The following is an 18,137-nucleotide window of genomic DNA, read 5'->3' as shown; positions in this document are numbered from 1 at the left end:
GCATGGCTTGCCTGACTGTTTGAACCATGAAACATTTGGGGTTGGTCGGGTTTGGGTGGCGTCGATTGGCGCCGGAGCAGTGGAGTGGGCACGATGCGGGCAGTTTCGAAGTGGATCCTGGCAACCGGGGCTGTGGCGGCCATGATCGCGGTCGCAAGCCCCTCACGCGCGCAGCAGACGATCCGCGTGGGCTGGACCATCCCGGCCGAGGAATCCAAATACTGGATGATGCGCCGGCCTGCCGAATTTCCCGATATCGGCAAGACGTACAACATCGAGTGGACCCAGTTTCAAGGTACTGCGCCGATGACGCAGGCATTAGCGGCCGGCGCACTAGATTGCGCGACTCAGGCGCCGCTGTCGCTTGCCAACGGTGTGGTCGGTGGCAACCTCAAGGCTTACATCGTGGCGCAGCACGTCTTCGAGAAGCCCGGCGGTTTCTCGGTCTATTGGGCGGTCAAGGACGACTCGCCGATCAAGACGATCGCCGATCTCAAGGGCAAGACGGTTGGCATTTCGGTGATCGGCGGCGGCACGCAGGGTCCGTTCAATCTGCTCTTGAAGCAGAACGGCGTCGATCCCGCCAAGGACATAAAGCTGGTCGAAGTCGGTTTTGCCGTCTCTGAGGATGCGCTGCGCCAGGGGCGGGTCGATGCGGTCAACATGAACCAGCCGTTTGCGGCACGCGCGGAGGCGAAGGGCGGCATCAGAAAACTGTTCTCGCTGTCGCAGGCGATGCCGAACATCGTGCACATTCTGGAAGCCTGTCGTGCCGATTTCGTCGACAAGAACCCGGACCTGGTCAAGGCCTATGTCCGCGACATCACGTCGGGCATGAAGAAGGCACTCGCAAACCGCGAAGAGACCCTGAAGGTGGTGTCCGAGGTGCTGAAGGCGCCCGTTCCGGTGCTCGATACCTATCTGCTCAAGGACAATGATTTCGGTCGCGATCCCGGTGCGGCGCCGAATTTCCCTGCAATCCAGAAGATGCTCGATATCTATGCGGACACGGGGATGCTGCCGAAGCTGGACGTGGCCCAGTTCAAGCATCCGACAATCGTCGCACCGCTGCAATAGCGACGGACGGTTTCCCGGATCAATGAGGTCGCAAATGTCCCCGCAGCGGGACATTGCATGAAGATGATGCAGGCATGAAGAAGCTGCGATCACGAATCACAACTGACGGCCTCGACCGGGCCCCCCATCGCGCTTTCATGCGCGCGATGGGCCTGGACGACGCGGCGATCGCCAAGCCGATGGTGGGCATCGTCAGCATGAAGGGCGAACAGACGCCCTGCAACATGACCCATGATTTCCAGGTGGCTGCCGCCAAGCTCGGTATAGAGGAAGCCGGCGGAACGCCCCGGGAGTTCTCGACTGTTTCGGTGTCCGACGGCATCAGCATGAATCATGAGGGGATGAAGTTTTCCCTGTTTTCGCGTGAGCTGATCGCCGACTCCATCGAGGCCGTCGTTCATGGTCTCGCCTATGATGCGCTGATCGGGTACGGCGGATGCGACAAGACGCTCCCGGGCGTGATGATGGGCATGGTTCGCTGCAACGTGCCTTCCATCTTCATCTATGGCGGGAGCTCGCTGCCCGGCCGCGTGGACGGACGGACGCTGACCGTTCTCGATTCCTACGAGGCCGTCGGCAGCTTCATGACCGGAGAGATCGACGCTGCGACGCTTGAGCGGATCGAGCGCGCCTGCTTGCCGACCGTGGGTGCCTGCGCCGGCCAATTCACCGCGAACACGATGGGGATGGTATCGGAAGCGATGGGACTGACGATTGCCAACGTCTCGATGGTGCCCGGAGTCTATGCCGAGCGCGCGCAGATCTCGCGCCGAGCCGGGCGTCTGATCATTGAGATGCTCGAGCGAGGCGGGCCGCTGCCGCGCGACATCGTGACTCGGAAATCCCTGGAAAACGGCGCGGCGATCGTTGCCGCGACGGGCGGATCGACGAATGCCGCACTGCATCTGCCGGCGATCGCGAACGAGGCGGGCATTGCATTCACGATCGATGATGTCGGCCAAGTCTTTGCCAGGACGCCGCTGATCGGGAACCTGCGGCCGGGCGGGAAGTACACGGCCAAGGATGTCTACGACATCGGTGGCGCTGCCGTTGTGATCCGCGAGTTGATCCAAAGCGACCATATCGATGGCGGCTGCCTGACCATCACCGGCCGTACGCTCGCCGAAGAATATGGCGCGGCCAATGCGCCCGATGGTGAAGTGGTTTATGCCGCCCGCGCGCCGATCATGCCCGATGGGGGTGTTGCTGTGCTGAAGGGCAATCTCTGTCCCGACGGCGCGGTCATCAAGGTTGCGGGTTTGAAGAGCCTGCTTTTCGAGGGGGTGGCGAGAGTCTTCGAGGATGAGGAGGCCTGTGTGGCGGCTGTTCGGGACCGCAGCTACAAGGCCGGCGAAGTGCTGGTGATCCGCAATGAAGGGCCGGTCGGTGGTCCCGGCATGCGTGAGATGCTCGGCGTCACCGCGCTCATTTACGGTCAAGGCATGGGTGAGAAGGTTGCCCTCATCACTGACGGCCGGTTCTCGGGCGCCACCCGCGGTATGTGCATCGGCTACGTATCCCCGGAAGCATTTGTCGGCGGTCCGCTGGCGCTCGTTCGCGACGGCGACAGAATCCGGATCGATGCTGCCGGTCGCCGCATGGACCTGCTGATCAATGAGCAGGAACTCGCTGGACGCCGACGCGATTGGAAGCAACGGCCGCCGCGTCATCGTGCAGGTGCGCTCGCAAAGTATGCGCGCCTGGTCGGTCAGGCACCCGGCGGAGCAGTCACTCACGAGGGGCCGGCCCAGTGGCCGTGGTTCGATTGAGCGTTGCGCGCGTGAGCGAAGCGAGAGGCGGGATGAAGATAATGCCTTCGAGCGGATGGGTGAGACCGGCGACATCACAAAAGCCGGCTTCTGCGATCCTCGAGATCGACCGCGTCTCGCAGGTTTTCCAGACCTCGGCGCGGAAGGAGCATTTGGCACTATCGGAGATCTCCTTGACGATCGAGGAGGGCGCGTTCGTTTCCATTCTCGGTCCGTCCGGCTGCGGTAAGTCGACATTGCTTTACATCGTCGGTGGCTTTGTCAGTCCAACCAGAGGCGCGGCAAGGATGAAGGGACAGGCGATCACGGGCCCTGGTCCGGATCGAGGGCCGGTATTCCAGGAGTTCGCGCTGTTTCCGTGGAAGACCGTGCTCGGCAACGTCATGTATGGCCCGCGCCAGCGAGGCGTGCGAGCCACCGAAGCGGAAGCGGAGAGCCGCGCGCTGATCGAGATGGTCGGCCTCAAGGGTTATGAGAACTTCTATCCGAAGGAGTTGTCGGGGGGCATGAAGCAGCGCGTCGCCCTGGCCCGGACGCTCGCCTACCATCCCGAAGTCTTGTTGATGGACGAGCCGTTCGGTGCACTCGATGCTCACACCCGGACGCGTCTCCAGAACGATCTCTTGAACATCTGGGAGCGTGACCGCAAGACGGTCCTGTTCGTCACCCATTCGGTCGATGAAGCCGTCTTCCTTTCAGACAAGGTCGTGATGATGTCGAACTCTCCCGGCCGTATCAGGGAGGTCATCGATATCGACCTGCCGCGACCGCGGCGCCGCAACGAGCTTTTGCTCGATCCGGGCTACCAGAAATACGTCGTCGACATCGAGCGCATGTTCGACGAAAGCGACGAAGCCGGGTCGCCCGTATGATCTCGCCGGCTGCCCTGGTGAAGCGAACTGCTCCCGTGCTGGCCTGCATCGGATTGCTGGCAATTTGGCAGGTTGCATCGCTTGCGCTGAAGAGCGACAGCTTTCCAACTGCGACCGATGCGCTCCGCGCAATCCCGGATATCCTTGGGGACAAGGAATCTTTGATCAACATCCTCGCTTCGCTCCGTCGCATGACGGTCGGGTTCGGTATAGCGGTGCTGGTCTCGATTCCGCTGGGCTTGTTGATGGGGCGTAGCCGCGCGGTTGCGGCCTTCTTCAACCCTCTTCTGATGGTGATTTATCCGGTGCCAAAAGCGGCGCTGATGCCGATCATCATGCTATGGCTCGGTGTCGGTGACATCACAAAGACGCTGGTGATCTTCCTGGGCGTCAGTCTTCCCGTGATCTATCACAGTTTCGAGGGCGCCAAAGCCGTCGAAGAGAAGATGCTATGGTCGGGCGCGGCGATGGGACTCTCGCCCCTGCAACGCCTCATCAGGATCGTGCTGCCTGCGGCGCTTCCGGAGATCCTGACCGGTTGCCGCACTGGCTTGGTGCTGGCGCTGATCACCATGATCACCAGCGAGATGATCGCACGCCAATCAGGAGCAGGGAACATCCTGTTCAATGCGCTTGATATGGGCCAATACGACACGGTCTACGCGATGATTATCATCGTCGGTGCGATGGGCATCTGCCTCGATGCGGTTTTTGAACGCGTCCGCGCGAGGCTCGTGCGCTGGTCCGAGCCTCAGTTCGACATGCCGATGAGCTTCTCATGATGCCCCGTTATCTCTCAGCAAACGTCATCTTTGGGCTTGCGCCGATCGTGCTGGTGATTGCGCTGTGGCAAGGCTTGGTGTCGTTCGGTGTCGCGCCGATGGTTTTGCTGCCTCCGCCGGGCCTCGTCTTCAGCCGGCTGCTGCAGCAGCTCGTGACATGGACGTTTCAGGAGGAAATCGTAGCCACGCTGATCCGGCTGTTTGCCGGTTTTGCAATCGCAGTCATCGTTGGTGTCAGCATCGGCCTTGCGGCCGCGGCCAGTCCCGTAATCAATGCGGTGGTCCGGCCGATCGTGCGTGTGCTGGCACCATTACCGAAGGTCGCGCTCTATCCGGCACTGCTGCTGTTGCTTGGATTCGGCCACGGATCGAAGATCACGCTGGTGGCCGCGGACGCGCTCTTTCCCATTTTGTTATCCACTTATTACGGGGCCTCGACGGTGGAGCAAAAGCTGGTCTGGTCTGCCATGGCGGCGGGAACGCCGCGCTATGAGATCCTGTTCAAGGTCGTATTGCCGGCGGCGATGCCGTCGATCCTGACCGGTTGCCGGATTGGCCTTGTCATTTCCTGCATCGTGGTGTTTCTGGCCGAGATGATCACGTCGACGGACGGGTTGGGACATGCGCTGGTAACAGCGGCTCGGACCTTCCAGGCCGTCGACATGTTCGTGCCGCTGATTGCGATCTCGCTGCTGGGGTTGATTCTGAATGGCCTGTTGGGCGCCGTGCGGTCGTACCTGCTACGAGGTTTCCCCGACGCGTGACCTGAAAAAAACCAGAAGACCAGGAGTGAATCATGCTGGCTGATCGCATCGAGGCAAAATGGATTGACGCGTTTTGCGAGATATTTGAGCGTTGCGCCGTCAGGGCCGGCGATACCGCGGCCATCCTCTCGGAGACGCAGTCGCGTGCGTTGAATGTGCATCTCGCAGAGCTGGCCCTGCTGCGAATGGGCGCGAAACCGTTTCACGTCGTCATGCCAACGCCGCGCAACCGCAACATCGTTCCAATCCGCTCAACCGGGGCCAGCGAAGCGATCCAAAGAGTCGGCCCGGTGATAAGCGCGCTTCAGCAGGCTGGGTTCGTGGTGGACTGCACGATTGAGGGCCTGATGCATGCGGTGGAGACGCCCGAGATTTTGAAGGCCGGTGCGCGCATCCTCGTGATCTCCAACGAGCATCCAGAAGCGCTGGAGCGGATGGTGCCGGATCCCGCGCTCGAGAAGCGCGTTCGTGCGGCTGCGAAGATGCTGCGCGGCACCAAGCGGATGCGGGTTACCTCGAAGGCTGGCACGGCGCTCGACGTCGACATGGTGGGCGCTTCGACGGTGGGCGTGTGGGGGTGGACGGACAAGCCCGGCACGCTGGCGCATTGGCCGGGCGGCATCGTCGTCAGCTTCCCGAAGAGCGGGACGATCAACGGCACGCTGGTGATGGCGCCAGGCGATATCAATCTCACCTTCAAGCGCTATCTGACCTCGCCGGTGAAGATGACCTTGAAGAATGACTATGTTGCCGAGCTCGAAGGCGAGGGGGCGGATGCCGCGATGATGCGTGCCTATCTCGCCGCCTGGGGCGACCGGGAGGCCTATGCCGTGTCACATGTCGGCTTTGGCATGAATCCGGGCGCGCGCTACGAGGCGTTGTCGATGTACGACCAGCGCGACACCAACGGCACGGAGATCCGAGCCGTCTCCGGCAATTTCCTGTTCTCGACCGGAGCCAACGAATTCGCTGGTCGCTATACAGCTGGCCACTTCGATCTGCCGATGATGGGGACAACCATCGAGCTCGATGGGGTTGCCGTGGTTCGAGACGGTGTGCTCCAGGATGTTTTCGGCTAGTTGCGGTCGAGCACCGGCGGACGAGCGAGGTCGAAGTGCCGAAGCAGGTCGACCATGGCCTGGAGGCGCTTTACACGATAGGCGTCGACGTCGAGGCCTGAATAGTCGAGAAACCCGGCCCCCGTGCGCAGGCCGATCCGGCCTTCGTGCATGTTGCGGGAGATCACCTCCGGCGCGCGATAGCGATCGCTCCCGAGTGCGCCCTCCAGATATCTGCTAGCGTAGTAGAGGATATCCCCGCCGCCCCAATCGATGAACTCGAGCAGCCCCAGCACGGCGTAGCGGAAGCCGAAGCCGTAGCGGATCGCCTTGTCGATCTCTTCCGCACTGGCGACGCCTTCCTCGACCATGCGCGCGGCTTCGTTCATCGCCAGCGCCTGGATGCGTGGAACGATGAAGCCGGGCGTTGCCGCGCAGACCACCGGCACCTTGCCGATGTCTTCGAGCAGCGCCTTGACCTCGTCGACTATGGCAGGATCGGTGAGCTTGCCGGGCGACACCTCCACGAGCGGGATCAGATAGGCCGGGTTGAGCCAGTGCACATTGAGGAAGCGGCGAGGGTTTACGATTGCGTCGGAGAGATCGTCGACGAGGATGGTCGACGTGGTCGATGCAATGATCGTGTCGGGGCCGATCTGTTCAGAAGCCGCCCCAAGCACCTCGCGCTTGAGTTCGACCACCTCAGGAACGCCCTCGAAGACTATTCCAGCTTCGGTCAGGGCAGCGCCGCTTTGGCCGGCCGAAACCACCGAAACCCGCGCGATCAGGGGATCAACATCGGTCGCGGTCAGCAGTCCCAGCTTGGACAGGCTGGCGAAGGTCCTTCTGACTTCGCCGAGTGCGTCAGCTTCCAGCCTTGCAAAATCCTCTGCTGAACGGGGCTTGATATCAATCATGGTGACCGCGTGCCCTGCATAGGCGAACGCGACGGCGATGCCGCGGCCCATGCGACCGGCCCCGAGACAGGCGATGTTGGCGCGGCGGGTCATCGATCAGAATCCCACCCGAAGCAGCTTCTGCAATTCGGCCTTTTGAAGCTTCCCAAGCCCCAGCGTCTCCAACGTGCGGCCGCCTTGCGCAAAATCATCGCCGCAGATTGCGCCACCGATGGCCAGGAAAGCATTGGCCAGCGGCGTGGCCACGCCCGCTAGCCTGGCGACGGACACCAGCAGCGACAACCCAAGTCGCAGATCCTCGAGCATGTAGCGGTGCTCGGTCAGCACGAGCCGCTCCCGCCAGTCGCCGGAGTCGGTCAGGCGATCATGCGAGCCGCGACCATACATCCAGATCTCGCCTTCCGTCGCGTAGTGATGGGCGAGTGGAAAATGCGGTGCGCCGTAGCCGAGCGCTGTGCGTACGGCGATCCGTTCGGCATCGAGCGCGTCCGTAACCCGGCGGATCGAAGCCTGCGTGCCCTCCTTGTGAATGTCCCACCTTTCGAAATGCTCGATCGGGCCCGCGTTCATCACGATCAGCGGTGGATGAATGATGCAGCCCGCATTCATTAGCGCGCCGGACAGCGCGTCACCGCATGGCTCGATCACTCCGGGAAAAGCACGTCCGATCACCTCAAGCGCATGTGCTGCCTGATCGAGCGGGAACACGCCGACCGGCAGCCGCTTGGCCCGGATGGTGATTGCGACCTCGAATGGCCCGTGTTTGCGGGTGAGCCAGGGCAGCGTCCCGGTTTCAGCGAAGCTCACTTTTGCGCGATTGCCGGCGTCCCGCGCGGCTTGCGCGAAGATGAGCGAGCCGAATGTGGCCGGCGGTAGGAAAACGACCTGTCCGTCCTGCAGATGGGGGGCGAGGAGGCGGGCGATGTCCGATTGAGCGAACGCGGGGGCCGGGCACAGGATGAGTTCGACCCCGTTGACCGCTTCCGCGATGTCGGTTGTCACCAACCTCAGCTTCACGTCGTGGCGACCATTGTGATCCTTCACCAAGATGCGCGAGCCGGCGGCACGGTGTGCTTCGACCTGCTCAGCGTCACGGCGCCAAAGCCGGACTTCATGCCCGGACAGCGCAAAATCGCCCGCTGCCGCGAATGATCCGTTTCCTCCACCCAGGACCGCAATCTTCAAGATGCTTCTCCTTGCGCGCGCGATTGCGAGTCAAGTTGCTTCAGCAGGAAATGCTGGACCTTGCCCAGCGCAGTGCGTGGCAGGTCGGTGACGAAGATGATATCGCGTGGAATCTTGTACCGGGCGAGCTGCGCCTGAAGGTGCGCTCTCAGTTCGTCGGCTTCGAGACGGCAGCCGGATCGCCGGATGACATAGGCGATCGGGACCTCGTCCCAGCGCGGGTCTGGCCGGCCGATGACGGCGCATTCGCTGACGTCGGGATGTTCGAGCAGGACGCGCTCGACCTCGGCCGGATAGACGTTCTCGCCGCCGGAAATGATCATATTCTTCTTGCGGTCCCGGACCCAGAAATAGCCGTCCGCGTCGCACAGGCCGATATCACCGGTGCGATACCAGCCGTCGTGCAGCGCATCGCGCGTTGCATCCGCGTTGCCCCAATATTCGAAGAAGACATTGGGCCCTCGCACTGCAATCTCGCCAGGCGTGCCCGCCGGCAGTTCGTTGCCCTCCTGATCTATCACCTTCGCTTCGCAGCAGAGACCGGCAAGTCCAGTCGATCCCGACGGTGAGAGGTCGGTGCCGAGGCGAGTATAGATGGCGATCGGGCAGGTTTCCGTCGAGCCATAAACCTGCAATACCGGCACGTCGCGCGCGACGCAACGATCGATCAGGTGCAGCGGTACGATGGTCGAACCGGTGGTCACCGCTTTGACCGAGGAGAGATCCGTCGCTGGCCAGGCGGGATGCTCGCTGACCGCCTGGATCATTGCCGGCACCATGACCGTCAAGGTTGGCCGTTCCCGCTCGATGGCGGCGAGCGCCGTATCAGGCGTAAAACGGGCGTGGATCGTGACGGTCGCGCCAAGCTGGAGTGCGGCGGTCGTCTGGATGTTGAGCCCGCCGACATGGAAGAACGGCAACACCGTCAGCACATGATCGTCGGACGTCATGTTGTGCATGTGCTGGCTCATGACGCCGTTCCAGAACAGCGCCTCCTGGCGCAGCACCGCGCCTTTCGGCCGTCCCGTCGTGCCGGACGTGTAGACGATCAGCAGTGGACAGGAGAGATCGGTGTGCGGATTGCGTCCGCTGCTTCCCTTGCGCGCCAGCAGGCTTTCGAAGGTTATGCCGCGCGGTGGTGCGAAATCCAGGCCGATGACGACAGTCCCTGGCGCGAGTTCGGGAAGAACTCCCTCAAAGGCCTGCTCCAGCAGCAGTACGTTGGCGCTGGCATCAGTGAGGATGAAGAGCTGCTCGGGGACCGCCAACCGCCAATTCAGTGGCACCAGCATTGCGCCGAGCCGCGCACACGCGTAGAGCAGGACCAGGTAGTCCGGCCGATTCAGGCTCAGGATCGCGACGCGGTCACCGCGTCCGACACCAAACTCCTGCTTCAACGCTGTTGCAGTGCGTTTGATGCGATCGGCGAACGCGGCGTAGCTCAGCCGTTCCCCCTCGAAGGCAATGGCCGTCTTGTCTGGCGAAAACGCCGCATTGCGATCGATCAGACTGCAGAGATCCACCGTCAGTCGTCCGTTTCGCCGGCGTCGTACAGCGCCTCCCGACCGATGCGGTCGAGGCAGAGCTCGGCCGTCCAGGGCAGCATCAGCGAGCCACACCGGCTGTCGCGATAGATGCGTTCCAGCGGCAGCGACCGCAGCATGGCCTGCCCCCCGCAGGTGCGGATCGCAAGCGCGGCAAGCTCGTTGGCGCCCTCCATCACCGAATATTGCGCGGCATAGGCGCGCAGCACCTGCTCCTTGCTTGGATTGGCCCGCGCCTCCGTGACGGCCTGGAACCAGATCGCCTTGATCTGCTCAAGCTTGATCTGCATCTGGGCGACCGCGATCTGCTTGGTGGGGTACATCCGCCGCTTGACCGGCGGCATGCCCGGCACCTCGCCACGCAGATAGCTTACCGTGAAATCGTAAGAAGCTTGCGCTAGCCCCATATAGGTGGGCGACAGCGTCAGGAACATATGTGGCCAGCGCATCGCCGCCTGAAAGTAGACGCCGCGCGGCATCAGCGCAGAATCATCCGGAACAAACACATCCTTGAACAGCAGCGTGCGTGAGACTGTTCCGCGCATCCCTAGCGGGTCCCAATCACCGATGACCGAGACGCCCTGCGACTTCGCGGGAATGGCGAGGTAAAGCGTGTTGCGGCGCGAGGCTTTCTCGCCCTCCTCGATCTCCGTGCAGAGAACGCCGTAATAATCCGCGTGGCCGGACAGTGACGCAAAAATTTTCTTGCCGTTGACGATCCAGCCGCCTTCGACGGGCTTTGCTTCCGTGCCGAAAGCAACGCCGCCGGCGGCTGCCGCACCGCCTTCGGAGAACGGCTGCGAGTAGATCGCTCCGTCTTCGACGATATGCCTGTAGTGGACGGCCCGCCGCTTTTCGTGTTCCGCGCGCGTCTCCGCGTCCATGTCGAGATCATCAGCCAACGGCCCCGACCACAGTGTCGAGCAGACATGCATGTTCCAGGTCAGCGCAGTCGCGCCGCAGTAACGGCCGATCTCCGCAGCCGCGAGAGCGTAGGTCTGGTAGTTCGCTCCCAGTCCGCCGTGCTTTTTGGGTATGGCGATGCCGAGCAGGCCGACGCGATGCAGGTCGCGATAATTCTCGGTCGGAAAGATCGCCTCGCGATCGTATACCGCCGCGCGGCCGGCGAACACGCGCTGGCCGATCTCCCGCGCTCGCGCGATGATGCCGGCTTGCTCGTCGCTCAGGCGGAACGCCACGGGATCGAAGATCGGCGCATCAAGCGCGACCTTGTCGGTTGCGCCGATGTTCTTGCGGACTTGCATGGTCATTGCGCGGTCACCCGTGTTTTGCAGCGACAGAGTCCAGGAACCGATCGAGAGCTCGGCCGAAGGCATCGGGTCGCTCTAAATTGGCAAGATGACCGACGCCGGGGAGTTCCACATATTCGGCCGCTGGAATGTAAGTCGCGGTCTTGGCCATCATCGACGCAGGCGCATTGTTGTCCTTCGAGCCGGACACTAGCAGCGTCGGGACGGAAATATCCTTGAGCGTGCTGCGCTGGTCGAACCCGATCAGGGCGAGCATCATGGCGCGATAACTGGCTTCGGGCACGCTTTCCATGCACTCGCGCGCAAGCTCCATCCCGTTTGGGTCCGGATCGTCACCGACAAGCTCTTGCACAAGCGATGGAGCCAGCGACTTCATGGTCTCGCCGCGATCGAGCGGGCCTAGCCGCGCCGCGATGAACGATTTCTGCCAGTCGCCGTCGGCTTTGCCGAAGGCCGGGCTGGTCTGTGCGAGGACGATCGCGCGCGCCAGCTTAGGTGATTGCACCAGCCATTTCTGGACGATCATGCCGCCGATCGAATGACCGACCAGAATGGGTTTTATCGCGCCGATCTGCGCGATGAATTGCTGAAGCGCATCTGCCAGGGTAGCGATGCTGACGCTGACGAGCGGTGCCGAACCGCCATAGCCAGGCATGTCCCAGGCGATGGTGCGGAAGCGGTTGCCGAACGTGGCAAGCTGCTGCCGCCAGGCCCGCGCCGCGCCGCCGATGCCATGCAGAAAAATCAGGGGCGTCGCACCCGGCTCGCCCGCGGCTTCATAGGCGAAACGTCCATCCCTTGTTATCATTGGCGCAGGCTGCGACACGCGACATCCTTTTGCTTGGTCCAGCAATGCTAACAGGCCTGTAGGGGATGGGAAGAGATAATTTTATACTTAAAGCAATTTTCGGGCCGCTCCGCGGTGGCAGGCGCTCGCGGCGTCGATCTGCGCTTTCGTTGCAAAAGCTTGAAGGTTAAAATATATCGGAACGACGATCAGCAGATCACAGGAGCAAGCGCATGTCCGGATTGCCGCTTTCGCCGCACGCGCTGGTGACCGGTGGCGGTCGCGGCATCGGCCGCGCGATTGCTGCGGCTCTCGTCGGCGCGGGCGCTACCGTAACGGTGCTTGGCCGGAATGCCGCTACACTCGAACAGGCGGTGAGCGTAGGTGCTGCGCACTTTGCGGCCCTCGCCGACGTCTCGGACGAAGCTGCGCTAAAGGCGGCGATCGCGGCCGCGCATGCGCGAAAGCCGATCGATATCCTGATCGCCAACGCGGGCAGTGCTGAATCTGCGCCGTTCGCGAAATCGGACAGTGCTCTTTTTGCACGCATGATGGACGTCAATTTCATGGGGGTGGTCCATGCCGTCCAGGCGGTGCTTCCAGGGATGAAGAATCGGCCCTATGGGCGCGTCATTGCGGTTGCATCGACGGCCGGGCTCAAAGGTTATGCTTATGTTAGCGCGTATGCGGCGGCCAAGCACGCCGTTGTCGGTCTGGTGCGTTCGCTTGCCCTGGAGCTGGCTGGCAGCAACGTGACCGTCAACGCGGTGTGTCCAGGCTTCACTGACACCGACCTGGTTGCCGGTAGCATCGACAACATCATGAAGAAGACCGGGCGAACCCGGGAACAGGCGATCGCCGAGCTCGCCAAGCACAATCCGCAGGGGCGGCTGATTGCGCCGCAGGAAGTCGCGAATGCCGTTCTTTGGTTGTGTAGTGAGAACGCCAGTGCGATCACAGGGCAGGCGATTGCGGTGGCCGGTGGCGAAATCTAGCGTGCGTGGCGCAGGCGGAAAGGAAGCTAAGGAGATCGCATGAGTAGACCAGCTAATCCCGTAACCGTGCCGCTCGCGGACTATTCCCCACAGCACTTCCTGCTGGCCGTGGTCGGCGGCGTTGCCACCGTGACGCTCAACCGTCCGGAACGAAAGAATCCGCTGACGTTCGAGAGCTATCGCGAACTGACGGATTTCTTCCGCGCTTGTGCGTTTGACGACGCGGTCAAATCGATCGTCATCACCGGGGCCGGCGGCAATTTCTCGTCCGGCGGTGACGTTTTTGAGATCATCGGCCCGCTGGTGAAGATGGACACCAAGGGGTTGACCGCGTTCACGCGGATGACAGGTGACCTCGTCAAAGCGATGCGGGCCTGCCCACAGCCGATCGTGGCTGCGGTCGAGGGCATTTGCGCCGGCGCCGGCGCGATCATCGCCATGGCATCCGACATGCGGCTTGCGGCGTCCGGCGCTAAGGTAGCGTTTCTGTTCAACAAGGTGGGTCTTGGCGGCTGTGACATGGGCGCCTGCGCGATCCTGCCGCGGATCATCGGTCAGTCCCGTGCCTCGGAGCTTCTTTACACCGGCCGGTTCATGACCACGGACGAGGGCGAGCGCTGGGGCTTCTTCAGCCGGATCGTCACACCGGAGCAGGTGCTGCTCCAGGCGCAGCTGCTGGCCAAGCAAGTGGCGGAGGGGCCGACCTTCGGCAATACCATGACCAAGCGGATGCTGGCGATGGAATGGGCGATGTCGGTGGAAGAGGCGATCGAAGCAGAGGCGGTTGCCCAGGCCCTGTGCATGACGACGGCCGATTTCGAGCGCGCTTTTGAGGCTTTCGCCAACAAGGTCAAGCCGGTCTTCAGGGGCGACTGAGCAGCCTTTTCCCGCCGAAAGGCCTCGAACGGGGGCTTGCCAGGAATTATTTTAGGCTTAAAATAGTTTCGTGGCCGGTTGAATTGGCGAGGCTCCCATGAAAGTCGCGATCATCGGTGGCGGACCTGCGGGTCTCTATTCTGCGATCCTGCTGAAGAAGCAGCGCCCGAGCGCCGACATCACAGTATATGAGCGCAATCGCGCCGACGACACTTTCGGCTTCGGCGTGGTGTTCTCGGATGCCACGTTGGACAACTTTGAAAAGCACGATCTTCCGAGCTATCGCCGGATCACCCAGGAGTTCGCCTATTGGGATGATATCGCCGTGCATTTTCGCGGCACGGTGCATCGGGTCGGCGGCAACGGTTTTTGCGGTTGCTCGCGGCAAAAACTGCTGCTGATCCTGCAGGAGCGAGCCCGCGAACTCGGCGTCAGCCTCCATTTCGAAGTGGATATCGACGACGAATCGCGCTTTGCCGATGCCGATCTCATACTGCTGGCCGATGGCGTCAACAGCCGATTCCGCGAGAAGCATGCTGATCAGTTTCAGCCGGAGGTCGACCTTCGGACCAACAAGTTCGCATGGATGGGCTCGACCAGGCCACTCGATGCCTTCACCTTCATCTTCCAGGAGACGAAGTGGGGGCCATTCATCGCCCACGCCTATCAGTATGAAGCCGGTCACTCGACCTGGATCTTCGAGACCGATCCGGAGACGTTCGAGCGCGCGGGCCTGACGGGCCTCAACGAAACCCAGTCCGCGGCACGGATGGCCGAGATCTTCGGCTGGTTCCTCGATGGGCATAAGCTGCTCACCAACCGCTCGATGTGGCGCAACTTCCCCATGATCCGCAGCAAACGCTGGGTCAAGGACAATATGGTGCTGCTCGGTGACGCCAAGGCGAGCGCGCATTTCTCGATCGGTTCGGGTACCAAGCTGGCAATGGAAGATGCGATTGCACTGGCTGAGGCCATGGCGAAGGCGCCCAACATCAAGGCCGCGCTGGATGTTTATGAGCACGGCCGCCGCGAGGAAGTCGAGAAGACGCAGCACGCCGCCGACGTCTCGTTGGTCTGGTTCGAGCATGTCGATCGCTTCTGGGATTTCGATCCCGTGCAATTCGCGTTCGGCGTGATGACGCGCTCGAAGGCGATCACCTATGACAATCTAAAACTCCGCGCGCCCGATTTCGTGGCCGAAGTCGAGAAATCCTTCGCCAAGCAGGTGCGCAGCAATGGCTTCGATGTCAGCATCGACAAGCCCATGGTGCCGCTGTTCCAGCCCTTTCGCTTGCGCGATATGGAGATCGCCAACCGCGCTGTGATGTCGCCGATGTGCATGTATTCGGCGAAGGAGGGCGTCCCGGGTGATTTTCACCTCGTGCACTACGGTTCGCGCGCGATCGGCGGCGCCGGCCTGATCTTCACGGAGATGACCTGCGTCAACCGCGAGGCCCGTATCACGCCCGGCTGCGCGGGCCTCTGGAATGATGAGCAGGAGACCGCGTGGCGGCGTATCGTTGATTTCGTTCATGGCAACTCGGCCGCAAGAATTTGCCTGCAGCTCGGTCACGCCGGCCGCAAGGGCGCGACCAAGCTGATGTGGGACGGTATCGACCGCCCACTGGACGAAGGTGGCTGGGACGTGGTTTCAGCATCGCCGCTGCCCTATTTCCCCGACAGCCAGGTCCCCCGAGAGCTCGATCGCGCGGGTATGAATGCAGTAAGAGAGTCGTTCGTCTCTGCTGCCGCGCGCGGCGAGCGTTGCGGCTTTGACATGCTCGAGCTGCACTGCGCCCATGGGTATCTGCTCGCGAGCTTTATCTCGCCGCTGACAAACACCCGTACCGACGAATATGGCGGCTCGCTTCAAAATCGCCTGCGCTTCCCGCTTGAGATCTTTGAAGCATTGCGGGCCGCCTGGCCGAAGCACAAGCCGATGTCCGTGCGTATTTCCGCGACTGACTGGGCAGATGGCGGCATTACCGGCGACGATGCCGTGGCCATCGCACGGGCCTTCGCCGAGGCCGGTGTCGACCTGATCGACGTCTCGACGGGTCAGACGGTTCGCGACGCCCAGCCGTTCTACGGCCGCATGTTCCAGACGCCATTCTCTGAGCAGGTCCGCAACGAAGCGCGCGTGGCCACCATGTGCGTCGGCAACATCACGACGGCGGACCAGGCCAACACCATTTTGGCCGCCGGCCGGGCGGACCTTGTCGCGCTCGGGCGGCCGCATCTGGTCGACCCCTTCTTTACCATGAAGGCGGCGGCCTGGTATGGCGCAACCGACGCGTTCTGCCCGCCGCAATATCTGCCCGGGAAGGACCAGATTTTCCGCAATAGCGTACGCGATCGGCAGGATCTCGAGGAGCTTCGAATTAAGGCTAAGCCCAAGACCCGGGCCGAGCTCAAAGCGGAGGCGATAAAGCCGCTTGCGGCGGAGTGAGCGCCCGTGCCACGTTAACCCCCGTTGCCTGTGTATTGAGTGGAGTTGAGGGCGATGAAGGCGATTATCGTCGGTGGCGGTATCGGTGGTCTCACCACGGCGTTGATGCTGCGGGCCCGCGGCATCGGCTGCGAGATTTTCGAGCAGTCGGATACGATCCGCGAGCTTGGCGTCGGTATCAACACGCTGCCGCACGCCATGCGTGAGCTTGCCAGTCTTGGTCTGCTGCAAAAGCTCGACGACGTCGCAATCCGCACCGATCAGCTCTACTATCTCAATCGCCTCGGCCAGGAGGTCTGGCGCGAAGCCCGCGGCGTGGACGCGGGCCACGACGTGCCGCAATTCTCGATTCACCGCGGCCGTCTTCAGGGTGTGATTCATCGCGCCGTCGAGGAGCGGCTCGGCGCAGATGCCATCCACACGGGCTGCCGGCTCGGCGCGTTCACGCAGGACGAAGCCGGTGTCACGGCCTACTTCTTCGATCGGGTCGGCTCGCACATCCACACCGCGCGCGGCGATATCCTGATTGGCGCCGACGGCATCCACTCACGTGTCCGCGACACTCTGTTCCCGAACGAGGGGCCGCCGTGCTGGAACGGCCTGATGCTATGGCGCGGTGCGCGCGACTGGCCGCTGTTCCTGACCGGCAAATCGATGATCGTCGCCGGTGGTCTCAATGCCAAGGTGGTGATCTATCCGATCGCCGAGGGTTCGAGCACGGCGAGCCGTCTGACCAACTGGGCGGTGCTGGTGAAAGTGGGAGAGGGCAATGCCCCGCCGCCACGGAAGGAAGACTGGTCGCGGCCGGGCCGGCGCGAGGAGTTGATGCCGCATGTCGCACGCTTCTCGGTGCCCTACATCGATGTAAGAAGCCTGATCTCGGCAACGCCCGAATTTTATGAATATCCGACCTGCGACCGCGATCCCTTGCCCTATTGGTCGTCCGGCCGCGTTACGCTGCTTGGCGATGCCGCACATCCCATGTATCCGGTTGGCTCCAACGGCGCCTCGCAGGCGATCCTCGATGCGCGCTGTCTTGCGGATACCCTGGTGCGTGCCGAGCATCCGCGGCAGGCCTTGGTCGAGTATGAGAAGAAGCGCCTGCCGATGACTGCGGATATCGTCCGCTCCAACCGCCGTGGCGGCCCCGAAGGCGTCATTGACGCCGTCGAGCAACTTGCGCCCGACGGCTTTGACAACATCGACAACGTCTTGAGCTATTCCCAGCGCGAGGCGATCGTGCGTGGCTATGCCACGAAGGCTGGGTTCGCTGCGGTGCCGGGCCTAGCCGCGGTGCGGGCCTAAAGCATCCGCTAGCCGGCGCCGGGAGGCGGCGGCAGGAAGTGGATGTTGAACTCGGCGGCCATCGCCACCACGTCCTCCGGCTTCTGCTCCTTCATGTTATGAAGGCCCCAGAACAGGTCGAACAGTTTTTTGGTCGGCGATACCCAGAACAGCACTTTCGCGGTCTGGTCTGATTTGTTGAAGATGCCGTGCGGCACGCCCATGCCGAGCCGGATCAAATCGCCAGGCGTGGCCTGCGCCTCCGAATTGCCGAGCACGAAGTCGAGCTTCCCCTCCAGCATGTAGAGATATTCGTCCTGGTCGGGATGGATGTGCGGGGGCACGAACGTGCCCGGCGGCAATGTCGCGTGCCAGGAGAAGCTGTTCTCGGTGTTGCTCTTTGGAACATAAGTCTGGCCGAGAATGTTCCAGGAAATGCCCTGGATCCCCTCATTGGCCCGGGTGATGCCGGTGATCTCGCTCTTCATTGCCGTCCTCCCTTCACGC

The 18,137-nt window shown here is 62.4% G+C and carries 16 protein-coding genes; 10 read left to right on the top strand and 6 right to left on the bottom strand.

The features are described 5' to 3' along the window. The first annotated feature begins 93 nt into the window (after positions 1–93). The 6 genes from ACVW16_RS07735 to ACVW16_RS07710 all read left to right on the top strand — a co-directional run bounded on the left by ACVW16_RS07735 (position 94) and on the right by ACVW16_RS07710 (position 6,343). Positions 94–1,077 (top strand): ABC transporter substrate-binding protein, encoded by a 984-nt coding sequence (locus ACVW16_RS07735; RefSeq protein ID WP_456735816.1) that lies wholly within the window; start codon positions 94–96, stop codon positions 1,075–1,077. A gap of 74 nt (positions 1,078–1,151) precedes the next feature. Further along, a complete protein-coding gene (gene ilvD, locus ACVW16_RS07730) occupies positions 1,152–2,846 on the top strand; it encodes a dihydroxy-acid dehydratase (RefSeq protein ID WP_456735815.1) in 1,695 nt (564 codons plus the stop codon). Between the two features lie 32 nt (positions 2,847–2,878). Next, positions 2,879–3,718: an ABC transporter ATP-binding protein gene (locus ACVW16_RS07725; protein WP_456704739.1), complete on the top strand. Its 840-nt coding sequence runs from the start codon at positions 2,879–2,881 to the stop codon at positions 3,716–3,718. Next, positions 3,715–4,500: an ABC transporter permease gene (locus ACVW16_RS07720; protein WP_456704738.1), complete on the top strand. Its 786-nt coding sequence runs from the start codon at positions 3,715–3,717 to the stop codon at positions 4,498–4,500. The genes ACVW16_RS07725 and ACVW16_RS07720 overlap by 4 nt, the downstream gene beginning before the upstream one ends. Continuing rightward, a complete protein-coding gene (locus ACVW16_RS07715; RefSeq protein ID WP_456735814.1) occupies positions 4,497–5,264 on the top strand; it encodes an ABC transporter permease in 768 nt (255 codons plus the stop codon). Before ACVW16_RS07720 ends, ACVW16_RS07715 begins: the two co-directional genes overlap by 4 nt. A 32-nt stretch (positions 5,265–5,296) precedes the next feature. Next, positions 5,297–6,343, top strand: a complete 1,047-nt coding sequence (locus tag ACVW16_RS07710) for a peptidase M29 (protein ID WP_456704737.1) — start codon at positions 5,297–5,299, stop codon at positions 6,341–6,343. Here the strand turns inward: ACVW16_RS07710 and ACVW16_RS07705 are convergent. From ACVW16_RS07705 to ACVW16_RS07685, 5 genes are read right to left on the bottom strand one after another with little or no spacing between them, the layout of a single operon-like run. After that, a complete protein-coding gene (locus ACVW16_RS07705; protein WP_456735813.1) occupies positions 6,340–7,332 on the bottom strand; it encodes a 3-hydroxybutyryl-CoA dehydrogenase in 993 nt (330 codons plus the stop codon). The genes ACVW16_RS07710 and ACVW16_RS07705 overlap by 4 nt on opposite strands. A gap of 3 nt (positions 7,333–7,335) precedes the next feature. Continuing rightward, positions 7,336–8,424, bottom strand: coding sequence for an NAD/NADP octopine/nopaline dehydrogenase family protein (locus ACVW16_RS07700; protein WP_456735812.1), 1,089 nt, complete (start codon positions 8,422–8,424; stop codon positions 7,336–7,338). Then, positions 8,421–9,947 (bottom strand): class I adenylate-forming enzyme family protein, encoded by a 1,527-nt coding sequence (locus tag ACVW16_RS07695; protein WP_456802332.1) that lies wholly within the window; start codon positions 9,945–9,947, stop codon positions 8,421–8,423. The genes ACVW16_RS07700 and ACVW16_RS07695 overlap by 4 nt, the downstream gene beginning before the upstream one ends. A 2-nt stretch (positions 9,948–9,949) precedes the next feature. After that, complete coding sequence (locus ACVW16_RS07690) at positions 9,950–11,239, bottom strand: acyl-CoA dehydrogenase family protein (protein ID WP_456735810.1); 1,290 nt, start codon at positions 11,237–11,239, stop codon at positions 9,950–9,952. A 7-nt stretch (positions 11,240–11,246) separates the two neighbouring features. Further along, entirely contained in the window at positions 11,247–12,065 is an 819-nt protein-coding gene (locus ACVW16_RS07685; protein WP_456735809.1) for an alpha/beta fold hydrolase, read from the bottom strand. Between the two features lie 194 nt (positions 12,066–12,259). On the opposite strand from ACVW16_RS07685, the gene ACVW16_RS07680 reads away from it, so the two are divergent. The 4 genes from ACVW16_RS07680 to ACVW16_RS07665 all read left to right on the top strand — a co-directional run bounded on the left by ACVW16_RS07680 (position 12,260) and on the right by ACVW16_RS07665 (position 17,651). Beyond that, positions 12,260–13,021, top strand: a complete 762-nt coding sequence (locus ACVW16_RS07680; RefSeq protein WP_456735808.1) for an SDR family NAD(P)-dependent oxidoreductase — start codon at positions 12,260–12,262, stop codon at positions 13,019–13,021. A 39-nt stretch (positions 13,022–13,060) separates the two neighbouring features. After that, a complete protein-coding gene (locus tag ACVW16_RS07675) occupies positions 13,061–13,897 on the top strand; it encodes an enoyl-CoA hydratase family protein (protein WP_456704730.1) in 837 nt (278 codons plus the stop codon). A 97-nt stretch (positions 13,898–13,994) separates the two neighbouring features. Further along, positions 13,995–16,346 carry a bifunctional salicylyl-CoA 5-hydroxylase/oxidoreductase gene (locus ACVW16_RS07670; RefSeq protein WP_456735807.1) on the top strand — a complete coding sequence of 784 codons (2,352 nt, stop codon included), beginning with the start codon at positions 13,995–13,997 and terminating at the stop codon, positions 16,344–16,346. Between the two features lie 54 nt (positions 16,347–16,400). Continuing rightward, on the top strand, positions 16,401–17,651 hold the full coding sequence (locus ACVW16_RS07665; RefSeq protein ID WP_456704728.1) for a flavin-dependent oxidoreductase: 1,251 nt from the start codon (positions 16,401–16,403) through the stop codon (positions 17,649–17,651). A gap of 8 nt (positions 17,652–17,659) precedes the next feature. On the opposite strand, the gene ACVW16_RS07660 is transcribed toward ACVW16_RS07665, so the two are convergent. Next, positions 17,660–18,118, bottom strand: a complete 459-nt coding sequence (locus ACVW16_RS07660; RefSeq protein ID WP_194481488.1) for a cupin domain-containing protein — start codon at positions 18,116–18,118, stop codon at positions 17,660–17,662. Between the last annotated feature and the right edge of the window lie 19 nt (positions 18,119–18,137).

Source organism: Bradyrhizobium sp. USDA 4474, assembly GCF_054057515.1.
This window is presented reverse-complemented; position numbering and strand designations above follow the sequence as displayed.

Coding starts and splice junctions, on each gene's coding strand:
- ACVW16_RS07675 (WP_456704730.1), top strand. CDS start 13,061: ATGAGTAGACCAGCTAATCCCGTAACCGTGCCGCTCGCGGACTATTCC.
- ACVW16_RS07690 (WP_456735810.1), bottom strand. CDS start 11,239: ATGACCATGCAAGTCCGCAAGAACATCGGCGCAACCGACAAGGTCGCG.
- ACVW16_RS07710 (WP_456704737.1), top strand. CDS start 5,297: ATGCTGGCTGATCGCATCGAGGCAAAATGGATTGACGCGTTTTGCGAG.
- ACVW16_RS07680 (WP_456735808.1), top strand. CDS start 12,260: ATGTCCGGATTGCCGCTTTCGCCGCACGCGCTGGTGACCGGTGGCGGT.
- ACVW16_RS07735 (WP_456735816.1), top strand. CDS start 94: ATGCGGGCAGTTTCGAAGTGGATCCTGGCAACCGGGGCTGTGGCGGCC.
- ACVW16_RS07725 (WP_456704739.1), top strand. CDS start 2,879: ATGAAGATAATGCCTTCGAGCGGATGGGTGAGACCGGCGACATCACAA.
- ACVW16_RS07670 (WP_456735807.1), top strand. CDS start 13,995: ATGAAAGTCGCGATCATCGGTGGCGGACCTGCGGGTCTCTATTCTGCG.
- ACVW16_RS07660 (WP_194481488.1), bottom strand. CDS start 18,118: ATGAAGAGCGAGATCACCGGCATCACCCGGGCCAATGAGGGGATCCAG.
- ACVW16_RS07665 (WP_456704728.1), top strand. CDS start 16,401: ATGAAGGCGATTATCGTCGGTGGCGGTATCGGTGGTCTCACCACGGCG.
- ACVW16_RS07705 (WP_456735813.1), bottom strand. CDS start 7,332: ATGACCCGCCGCGCCAACATCGCCTGTCTCGGGGCCGGTCGCATGGGC.
- ACVW16_RS07715 (WP_456735814.1), top strand. CDS start 4,497: ATGATGCCCCGTTATCTCTCAGCAAACGTCATCTTTGGGCTTGCGCCG.
- ilvD (WP_456735815.1), top strand. CDS start 1,152: ATGAAGAAGCTGCGATCACGAATCACAACTGACGGCCTCGACCGGGCC.
- ACVW16_RS07720 (WP_456704738.1), top strand. CDS start 3,715: ATGATCTCGCCGGCTGCCCTGGTGAAGCGAACTGCTCCCGTGCTGGCC.